The organism is uncultured Nostoc sp. (assembly GCF_964245445.1).
Taxonomy (GTDB): Bacteria; Cyanobacteriota; Cyanobacteriia; order Cyanobacteriales; family Nostocaceae; genus Nostoc.
Map to the genome: position 1 here is coordinate 1 of NZ_CAXTNE010000307.1, position 8,850 is coordinate 8,850.

Sequence of the window (8,850 nt, forward strand, 5' to 3'; positions counted from 1 at the left end):
TCCCTGCTCCCCTGCTGTCTTTATGATGATCTCACAAAATCGCATTGCTCCCCTTGTTTGATAGCCTGGGCTACGGTGGTAGCAATCCTATTACTGATAGCTACTTGCGTTTTGTTTCTAGTGGTGTCAATACTCAAGTTCAGATTGATAGAGATGGAATAACATCTACCCAAGGGTTTAGCTTATTGGTGAATTTGAATAATGTCTCTGCTAACTCTTTAGTTATTGGCAGTAACGTCTTGGTCTAGAACTGGCTATAAGGCAATACGGTTCAGTTAAGTCTGAAACTCAGGTAAAGTAAGCATTATTCCCAAGCATGAAAATTAACCGTGGTACATCTGAAGGATTTCTCACTGTTGTCTCCAACAATACAAAGTAGAGATTTGCTGAAAGGGATTGAGACAGCGATACCTACGACGGCAATTGAACAGGCGATAAGCCTACGGCATGGCTTCGCTTACCGCAACAAGCAGAGCCTCAGAAGAAAGAAATCGGTCTTTGCCTACACAATTAGTAATTTGCCTGCTGATTGCAATGAGTCTTTGGTCGAGAGATTCGATGCGGGATGTACTGAAAAACCTGATTGATGGTTTGTCAGAATCATGGGTTAAAGTTGGTAAATATTGGCGAGTACCCTGTAAATCAGCTATTACACAAGCTAGACAGCGATTAGGAGCAAGGGTGATGAGACAATTATTTCACCAGTTGGTACGACCGATGGCAACTGGTGAGACTTTGGGAGCATTTCTCAATGGGCTACGAATAGTAGTAATTGATGGCACTTGTTTTGATGTTCCAGACAGCGATGAAAACGCCAGAGTGTTTGGTCGTCCCAGTAGTCGTCCTGGGACACAAGCAGCATTTCCAAAGGTGAGATTAGTCATATTAGTAGAAACAGGAACACATATAATATTTGATGCTTTAATATGTCCATATCGTATCGGAGAACGAGTACGAGCGTTGAAATTATTACGCTCAGTACAGGACGGGATGTTATTAATGTGGGATAGGGGTTTACATTCCTATGCAATGGTACATACAACAATTTCTAAAGGTTGCGATTACGTGGGTAGAATCCAGAAGAATGTTAAATTCTTGGCAGAAAAACCTTTAGAAGACGGCTCCTATCTATCGTGGATACCCTAGCTACACCCAGCAAACCATTAGTCGTTGGTGGCAGTCCCAATCAACGAGGCGTAGTTGCAGCCGCCAGTTATGAAGCTCGTAAGTTTGGGATTCACTCCGCGATGCCGTCAGTAACAGCAATTGCCAAATGTCCTGGGCTGATATTCGTTAGACCGAGATTCGATGTCTACCGAGAGATTTCCACTTCAATCCACGCTATCTTTAAACGTTACAGTGATTTAGTGGAAGGAGTTGCACTAGATGAAGCATACCTGGATGTTACTGAAAATAAGCAAAACATCCCCTACGCTTCTACTATTGCAAGACACATCAAAACTGCGATTTTCCAGGAAACGAAATTGACGGCAACTGCGGGTGTGTCAATTAATAAGTTTCTTGCAAAAATGGCATCAGGGCAGAACAAGCCCAACGGACTAACCGTGATTTTACCGGAGCAAGCGATGTCTACGACAAGCCGCAAGCGTCTACGCCTTTGTAGAGCAACTGCCAATTGAAAAGTTTCACGGCATTGGAGAGGTGACGGCGGCTAAAATGCACTCGCTCGGCATTCACACTGGCGCAGATTTGAAGGGGCGATCGCTCTTGGAGCTAACACACCACTTTGGTAAAGCAGGACAATACTACTACAAAATTGCCAGGGCAGAAGATGATCGACCATTTGAGGCGAATCGGGTTCGTAAGTCCATCGGTGCAGAAACCTCATTTGCACTCTTACTTAAGTGATCATAGTGAAATGTTGCAGGAACTCGAACAGATTGCCCTTTCTTGTGAGCAACGGTTAGAGCAACATGAAACGCGAGTCCGCACATTAACTCTGAAAGTCAAGTTTTCTGACTATCATCAGATAACCCGCAGTAGAACAATGCTTGCTCCCATCAGTGAACTTTCTACGATTTTTGAGATAGCCAAAGTACTGTTTGAGTCGATTGACCTGGAGAATCGCAGTATTAGGTTACTGGGCATTTCCTTGTCCAATTTGGATAACGCCAAACAAACCCAAGTAATTCAACTGCCACTATTTCAAAACGCAGGCATTATATTTTAGTGATCGCTGCCCTTGAACAATCCCAGAGGCAACGCACGAATATGACCTATGCTGTCAAGGGATATCAGGAGATAGCGGCAGTGATGAGAGCGAATTAGCAGGAGCGATTGCCCTCATACAGTGCTTTATGTGATCGCTGTAGGCAAGATTTGCAGTACTTGTACAGAGGTATAAATATTTGCCAGAATATAAACTGAATGCTGATAAAAGATGATTATTGTAAAACTATATACTCTATTGATGTGAATAACTCGGTAGAGTATTTTTGTGAAAGTGCGCCTACCGTAAGGGATCGTCTCTCCTTTGCCCTTGTTACAACCGCCCCTCCACAGCCTACAATTGCTCCCTTGGGGGTAATGGTGCAGCGCTAGAAGGGCGAATGGGAACCATTGGTTCCCAAAATATAATTGATGGTGTTTATCAAAAAAGCTTCATGTTTAAAACCTCGCCCGCAAGTGGCGCGTTCGCGCTAGCGTCTCGTCAGAGAAACAGTCCTTGTATCCCAAGGCTCTTCGATACCCTACCCCTTGTGTCTGGCTTGATTTAATTGCGAATTGCGAATGGGCGAAAAAGCGAACTTGTACTGAGCGTAGCCGAAGGGAGCCGAAGTATTGCGAATTGTTTTATGTGCGTTCATCAAACTGTCACAATATTTAGAGAAGATAATTTGTATTCTATTCAATCGCATTGATGAATTTGATTGGCTGGAAACGTGCGTTCATCAAACTGTCACAATCTTGGGAAAATATTTTTAGTATAATTCCATACTTTAATCAGATAAATTATTGTCGTTTCAAGCTTTTTTTTTGCTGATTTTCTCAAAAAATGCCTATTTATAAGGGGTAATTTATCACATATTTTTCTGCTCAAAGCTTGAGTATAGCTATCTATTAATTTACAAAGAGCTTTTACTATGAACAGCGCTTATATCAACAGTATCGGTAAATTTTTACCTGGGAAACCGATTAGCAACGATCAGATAGAAGACTACCTGGGTAAAATAGGCGGGCAGGCTTCTAAAGCCAGACATCGCATCCTCCAAAGTAATGGGATTCAACAACGTTACTATGCCCTTGACCGACAGCAGAACACTACCTATCTTAATAGCCAGATGGCTGCTACTGCTGTGCGTGATGCACTATTGAAGATGAATTTAGAACCGACTGCGGTTGATTTGTTAGCTTGTGCTACTAGCTGGTCTGATTTATTGATCCCCGGATTTGGCAGTATGGTACATGGCGAATTACCAGAGTTTTCTTCTTTAGAAATTACTTCAAATCAAGGTGTTTGTTGTGCTGGTATCGCTGCATTGAAGTATGCAGCATCTCAAGTCGAATTGGGAAAAAAGCAGGTTGCTGTTGCCGTAGCATCCGAACTAGCGTCTCGTTTATTTAAACACACTCACTTTGAAGCCCAATCTCGATTTAAAGATGGAAGAGGAAAATTACCTTTTGATACTGAATTTCTTCGCTGGATGCTCTCAGATGGTGCTGGCTCGTTCTTAATTCAAAATCAGCCAAGAGCTGATAATATTAGTTTAAAAATTGAGTGGATTGAACTAGTTTCTCATGCTAATACTTATCCTTTATGCATGTATGCTGGTACAGAAGATGAAACTGGTCAAAAAAGTTGGATGGATTATCCATCCTATGCTGATGCTGCTGCTACTGGAGCTATTAATTTGCGGCAAAATATCCGTGGACTAGATGATGTGATCAAATTGGGAGTTGAAGGTTGGTTGAAGTTGATTGAGTCCCGAAGAGTTGAACCAAAGGAAATTGATTGGCTTTTGTGCCACTACTCCTCTCACTTCTTCCGAGGAAAAATAGTTGAGCTTTTACAAAAAGCTGATTGTATGATTCCGCAAGAGAAATGGTTTACCAACCTCTATACACGGGGTAATACTGGCTGTGCCTCAATTTACCTGATGTTAGAAGAGTTATTTTATTCGGGTAAGTTGCGCTCAGGTCAAAAAATTTTCTGCTTCGTACCAGAGAGTGGACGTTACACAACGGCTTACATGATGCTGAGTGTAGTAGAAGCATCAACAGTTGCCTTCAGCAGTTTAACAGAACAATATAACTCCTTGCAGGATAGTAATTCAACCCAGGAAATTAACTTCTTGCACCCTAACTCACTCTCCCTAAACCAACAAAAGAAAGAAAATATTCAATTTGCATTTGTTAATTTTTCTCAGGGCAGCATTCAAGCAGAACAATCAAACTCGGTTGCATCTGATTTACTGCGTCAATTAGCACAAGTCTGGTTGGAGTTTGAACACCAGTTGCGTTCTGTGCCGATTGTTCGCAAATTGCATCGGGGCGCGTTTACTCTAGAAGACTACAAAGCTTTGTTACGTAATCTGCGTCCTCAAGTTGTAGAAGGAGCGCGTTGGATAGCTCGTGCTGCATCGAATATGACAGATTTTAAGTTGCGTTCTACGTTTATTGGTCATGCACAAGATGAGCATCGTGACTATCAGATGTTAGAACACAACTATGTCTCAGTTGGGGGCGTGTTAGAAGAAATTGTTGAGGCTCAAAAAAATATTGGTTCGGAAGCGCTATCAGCGTTTATTTTCCATCAGGCATCACAGGAAAACCCAGTTGACCTGATTGGCAGTATGTTCATTATTGAAGGTTTAGGAAATCAGTTAGCTGCACAGTGGGCTTCCCTAATTCAGAAAACTTTGGGTTTGGGAGATGACCAAGTTTCTTTTTTAGCTTATCACGGTGCTAATGATCAATCCCATATTAACAAACTACAGTCAATTATTAATGCTGACTGGATGACTGCTGAAATCTGCTCTAACATTGTTAAAACAAGTAAAGTCACTGCTCGCTTATATCAATTACAACTTGAGGAAATTAAGTAATGAAAGAAATATTATCCTCACAAATTCTCCAAGAAAAGCAACTACCAGAAGTCCAGGAATCCCAATCCCCTAAACCTTGGATATCACAACTACATAATCGACGTGATCCCAACGTTTGGGATGCTCTCTACTTGGATGCAGCGATTCCTGTTGACCCACTTGCAAAAGCTTGCATGATTCGGGACTTACAAGTTTGGACTCGCCGCTATCTGTTAATTCCGATTAAGCTGCTAGCAAATGTGCTGTTGGCACTGATTATCACTGTCAAGCGCTTGCTGCCATTTCAGTTTAATGCACATGGTTTGATGCACAAATCTGCTGCATTTTTTCTGAAGCATTTTGTTTCACCAGAAGCTTGTTATTTGATTGTACGTCACATCTGTCTTGGGTCTAGCATTATTAATTTCCTGATTGATAACGGCCCTGACCCAATGATAGAAAAATCTCAACTTTACCCACGTACAGTTGATGACTTAGCTAAAAAAAATGCCTTTTTAGAGCATGACCTGATTCTTTATAACTTTGTCCTTGACTATCACCAGGCACAACAAGCAAATCCCCAATGGTTGGAACAACTCAAACAACGAGAACTAAATTACGATAGTATTACGCCTGTAAAAATAGATATAGATTTTGACACCCGTTCTCCTTGGAAGATTCTTGACTTGGAATCAACAATTGAACTGTTTAAAGTATTTTACTCCCTGTGTTTAACTAGTGATGAATTTACCCGAGCAGTACTATCACTACAGTTGGATGAAAATTTTGCCGTCTACATTAGTACAATTATTGATGATTATAACTGGAATCATCTAGTTACAAATCGCCATCCTTTAGCACCAAACAGTCCTTTTCAAGCTGCCCGTGATTTATTCATGCATGGGATTATTACTGAATATCTTCATCGCTATCTGGAAATTCGTCATTCTGTAGAAACCTTGGAAAAAAGCAAGAGTTAGTAAGGTATCTATCCCCCTTAACTGGAGTTGAGACTAAAAGTAGCTTCTGAAAAAATATCTTGAAACTGGACTAGAGAGCCTAATCATGACAACATCTGCTCTAATATCTATTAAATTACCCCAAACAAAAAACTTTTAAGATGAGAAAAGTGTCTGTGATTCTCCCTTTAGCAATCCTGGCTTTTGGCACTGTAACTGTTAACAGCCAAGAAACCTCCTCACCCAATACTTACACTCAATCTGTTAAGCGTGAAATTTTAGCAAGTGGTTATCCAACTGGCGATCAAAAGCAGATTCTTGAGCTTGTACGCTATACCATCGCACCAAGAACAAGACTCCCTACTCATACTCACCCAGGAATGCAGATTGAACGAGTAGAGGCGGGAACTTTAACTTATACTGTTGTACAAGGAGAGGCTAAAGTAACGAAAGCTAACGGTACAGAATTGATTCTTAAAAAAGGGAAAACTATACAGCTTACAGTGGGAGATTCTTTAGGTGAACCTGCTCTTATGATTCATTATGCAGAAAACCAGACAACCAAACCAGTTATTCTTTTGTCTGCTTCTCTATTTAATGTTAATCAACCAAAAGCTATTTTAACCACTCCTAAAAACAGATGAATGTGATGATAAAATTGGACTTTTGTCACAGTTTACACCACTACTAACCAATCGCACACCACAGATGTACACCCGCTATTCATTGTTAACCCAAAGGAGCCATTTGAGTCAGAATCTTCCAAAATCTGGCTATGCATAGTTTACAATTTTTGTCAAAGGTAAAAGTTCCGACTCAGGCAATCAAATGATGGCGATATGTGAGGCAAGCATCGGTATCTTAATTATTCTCATTGTGTCGTTTGATGTGTTTCAGGTGGTGATCGTTCCTCGTCGTTCGCCGCGCACGTTTAGGATTTCATCGCTGCTGATCAGATTATTTTGGTTGCCGTGGCGAAAACTAAGTTTGCACGCAGACAAAGACTTGACCGTACCATCAGGCAACCAGATATCAGCGAACTTACTACGGTTGCAACCTTTGTGATCTGTGAAATGCGACCGCAGAATGATATTACAGGGTAAATGTCCAGGTTTATACTTGGACTGTGTACGTCCCCCAACTCTTTCTATTAGCAGTGGTGTTGGCGCATTCCCGGCTAAAAACTTCTCCAAAGCTTGTTGTTGCTTGAGCAGTAGTTGAGAGTCGGGCATCGTAGGGATTAGATGAGCGATCGCCTCGTACCACCCTATTGGTTTTCTGCGAGTTGGTAAGGCAACGTGAAAACCCTTGCTTGCAATGAGGACTAACCGCCGACGCGCCTGGGGCAGTCCAAAATCAGCCATGTTGACCACGCTGTAATCGACCAGATATCCCCTTGTTCCAAAGCATCCAGAATGATACTGAAACTCTGACTGTTCTGATAGCGTGGGACATTTTCGAGAGTAAACACCCGTGGCTGCAACTGTCGGATGGCTTCTGCTACTGCGATCGCTGCCGTCAGATCGTCAGCCGTTTCAACGCCCTTACCTGCTTTGGCTGTGTGGGCAAGGCTTACGTTGGCGCATACTGGGGAGGCGTGGAGGTAATCGGGGCGGTGAGGAAAACCTAGAAATCCTAACTGCGCTACTTCTTGAACTGTTAACTGGATTATTTTACAGCTATACTCGCTGAAGTTGTGGTGATGAGTTTTGGCGATTGCCCTGCTCAAGTCTGGTTTGGTGGGGTCGAACTCTACTGCAATGACTGGGCGAATACCAGCCTGTACCATCCCCGCTTCAATCCCGCCGCCACCAGCGAAAAGTACTATGGCGATCGGGGCATCATCTGGAAGAACTGGTTTTAATTTTGTGTTATCAAAATTTTTGCAGATATCTAGTTTTGGTGATGGCTTTTTAGTTTTCGCTCTCTTGATAAAGGCGATGATATCTTCCCTAGTTGCCCCCTGCTGTTGCATTAGACGAATCATTGGAACAGCGCACGAACAATTCGCAATTCGCAATTGTAGATATAATTGAAAATTGATTCATTTAGGATGTAAGCTCCTTAATTTATGATTTAAAGGAGAAGAGTGGAATATTGCTATCAAAGTCCCCAACTTTTTGCGTTGCAGTCGTTGTAAGGTAATAATTGCGAATTGCGAATTGCGAATTTATAATTGCGAATTGGATAGGAGTACCACTTCGGAGTAACTGTTTTGATAATATTCGACAAACTCCGGGCTTTTCATCTAAAAAAGTACAAGCTTTGACTATTCTTATTGCCAAAGCTTTCGTTCTATCTGCGATACTAATTTTTTGATTCATTCCTTTTACTCCTAGTTAATAATTGCGAATTGCGAATTGCGAATTGTTTACAGCATTTACGGCTGTTATGAGGTACAGTAGCAGCAACTAGCAAACCAGTTTCTTAAATGTTGAGGATTTATTAAATCGAGTGCAACTGAGATTAGTTTATCAACCATTTCTGTTGTAGTTGGAGCAAAACTGCGTAAAAAAGATTTAAGTTGTGACCACCATAATTCAATTGGATTGAAATCGGGGGAGTATGAGGATAAACAAATAACTTTCGCACCTACAGCTTCAATCATTGGCACAATTGAATCTAGTTTATGTGCGGATAAATTATCCATCACTACTACTGTTCCTGACCATAAATGTGGCACTAAAAACTTCTCAATAAATAATTCAAATGCAATGCTATCCATTGAACCATTCATTGTCATTAATGCAACTACTTTTTTAATACTAATTGCTCCAATTACTGTAACTTTTGAGCCTCTATAGAACCTGAGTTCGACGTAAAAAAAAAGTCTCTAATCCAGGCAG

General features: G+C 41.3%; 9 protein-coding genes and 3 pseudogenes. 8 read left to right on the plus strand and 4 right to left on the minus strand.

What is annotated here, in order from left to right; genetic code table 11:
• The first annotated feature begins 53 nt into the window (after positions 1-53).
• The 8 genes and pseudogenes from ACFE90_RS32550 to ACFE90_RS32585 all read left to right on the plus strand — a co-directional run bounded on the left by ACFE90_RS32550 (position 54) and on the right by ACFE90_RS32585 (position 6,648).
• On the plus strand, positions 54-248 hold the full coding sequence (locus ACFE90_RS32550; RefSeq protein WP_375506443.1) for a type I secretion C-terminal target domain-containing protein: 195 nt from the start codon (positions 54-56) through the stop codon (positions 246-248).
• A gap of 199 nt (positions 249-447) precedes the next feature.
• Positions 448-1,140 (plus strand): annotated as a pseudogene (locus tag ACFE90_RS32555) (IS4 family transposase); the annotation flags it as partial.
• Positions 1,134-1,640, plus strand: a complete 507-nt coding sequence (locus tag ACFE90_RS32560) for a hypothetical protein (protein WP_375506444.1) — start codon at positions 1,134-1,136, stop codon at positions 1,638-1,640. The pseudogene ACFE90_RS32555 and the gene ACFE90_RS32560, both read left to right, overlap by 7 nt.
• 22 nt (positions 1,641-1,662) lie before the next feature.
• Complete coding sequence (locus ACFE90_RS32565; protein WP_375506445.1) at positions 1,663-1,869, plus strand: hypothetical protein; 207 nt, start codon at positions 1,663-1,665, stop codon at positions 1,867-1,869.
• A gap of 10 nt (positions 1,870-1,879) precedes the next feature.
• Positions 1,880-2,191, plus strand: a complete 312-nt coding sequence (locus tag ACFE90_RS32570) for a hypothetical protein (RefSeq protein ID WP_375506446.1) — start codon at positions 1,880-1,882, stop codon at positions 2,189-2,191.
• A 913-nt stretch (positions 2,192-3,104) separates the two neighbouring features.
• The gene (locus tag ACFE90_RS32575) at positions 3,105-5,066 is read left to right on the plus strand and encodes a beta-ketoacyl-ACP synthase III (protein WP_375506447.1); all 1,962 of its coding nucleotides are present in this window, start codon (positions 3,105-3,107) and stop codon (positions 5,064-5,066) included.
• Positions 5,066-6,025, plus strand: a complete 960-nt coding sequence (locus tag ACFE90_RS32580; RefSeq protein ID WP_375506448.1) for a DUF6999 family protein — start codon at positions 5,066-5,068, stop codon at positions 6,023-6,025. Before ACFE90_RS32575 ends, ACFE90_RS32580 begins: the two co-directional genes overlap by 1 nt.
• 140 nt (positions 6,026-6,165) lie before the next feature.
• Positions 6,166-6,648 (plus strand): cupin domain-containing protein, encoded by a 483-nt coding sequence (locus ACFE90_RS32585; RefSeq protein ID WP_375506449.1) that lies wholly within the window; start codon positions 6,166-6,168, stop codon positions 6,646-6,648.
• A gap of 249 nt (positions 6,649-6,897) precedes the next feature.
• Here ACFE90_RS32585 and ACFE90_RS32590 read toward each other — a convergent pair whose 3' ends face one another.
• The 4 genes and pseudogenes from ACFE90_RS32590 to ACFE90_RS32605 form a co-directional block, all read right to left on the minus strand.
• Entirely contained in the window at positions 6,898-7,368 is a 471-nt protein-coding gene (locus ACFE90_RS32590) for a hypothetical protein (protein ID WP_375506451.1), read from the minus strand.
• Positions 7,369-7,991 (minus strand): annotated as a pseudogene (locus ACFE90_RS32595) (DNA cytosine methyltransferase); the annotation flags it as partial.
• A gap of 82 nt (positions 7,992-8,073) precedes the next feature.
• A complete protein-coding gene (locus ACFE90_RS32600) occupies positions 8,074-8,328 on the minus strand; it encodes a hypothetical protein (protein ID WP_375506450.1) in 255 nt (84 codons plus the stop codon).
• A 65-nt stretch (positions 8,329-8,393) separates the two neighbouring features.
• Positions 8,394-8,792, minus strand: a pseudogene (locus ACFE90_RS32605) (transposase); the annotation flags it as partial.
• Positions 8,793-8,850 lie beyond the last annotated feature (58 nt).

Coding starts and splice junctions, on each gene's coding strand:
- ACFE90_RS32575 (WP_375506447.1), top strand. CDS start 3,105: ATGAACAGCGCTTATATCAACAGTATCGGTAAATTTTTACCTGGGAAA.
- ACFE90_RS32580 (WP_375506448.1), top strand. CDS start 5,066: ATGAAAGAAATATTATCCTCACAAATTCTCCAAGAAAAGCAACTACCA.
- ACFE90_RS32600 (WP_375506450.1), bottom strand. CDS start 8,328: ATGAATCAAAAAATTAGTATCGCAGATAGAACGAAAGCTTTGGCAATA.
- ACFE90_RS32585 (WP_375506449.1), top strand. CDS start 6,166: ATGAGAAAAGTGTCTGTGATTCTCCCTTTAGCAATCCTGGCTTTTGGC.
- ACFE90_RS32590 (WP_375506451.1), bottom strand. CDS start 7,368: ATGGCTGATTTTGGACTGCCCCAGGCGCGTCGGCGGTTAGTCCTCATT.
- ACFE90_RS32570 (WP_375506446.1), top strand. CDS start 1,880: ATGTTGCAGGAACTCGAACAGATTGCCCTTTCTTGTGAGCAACGGTTA.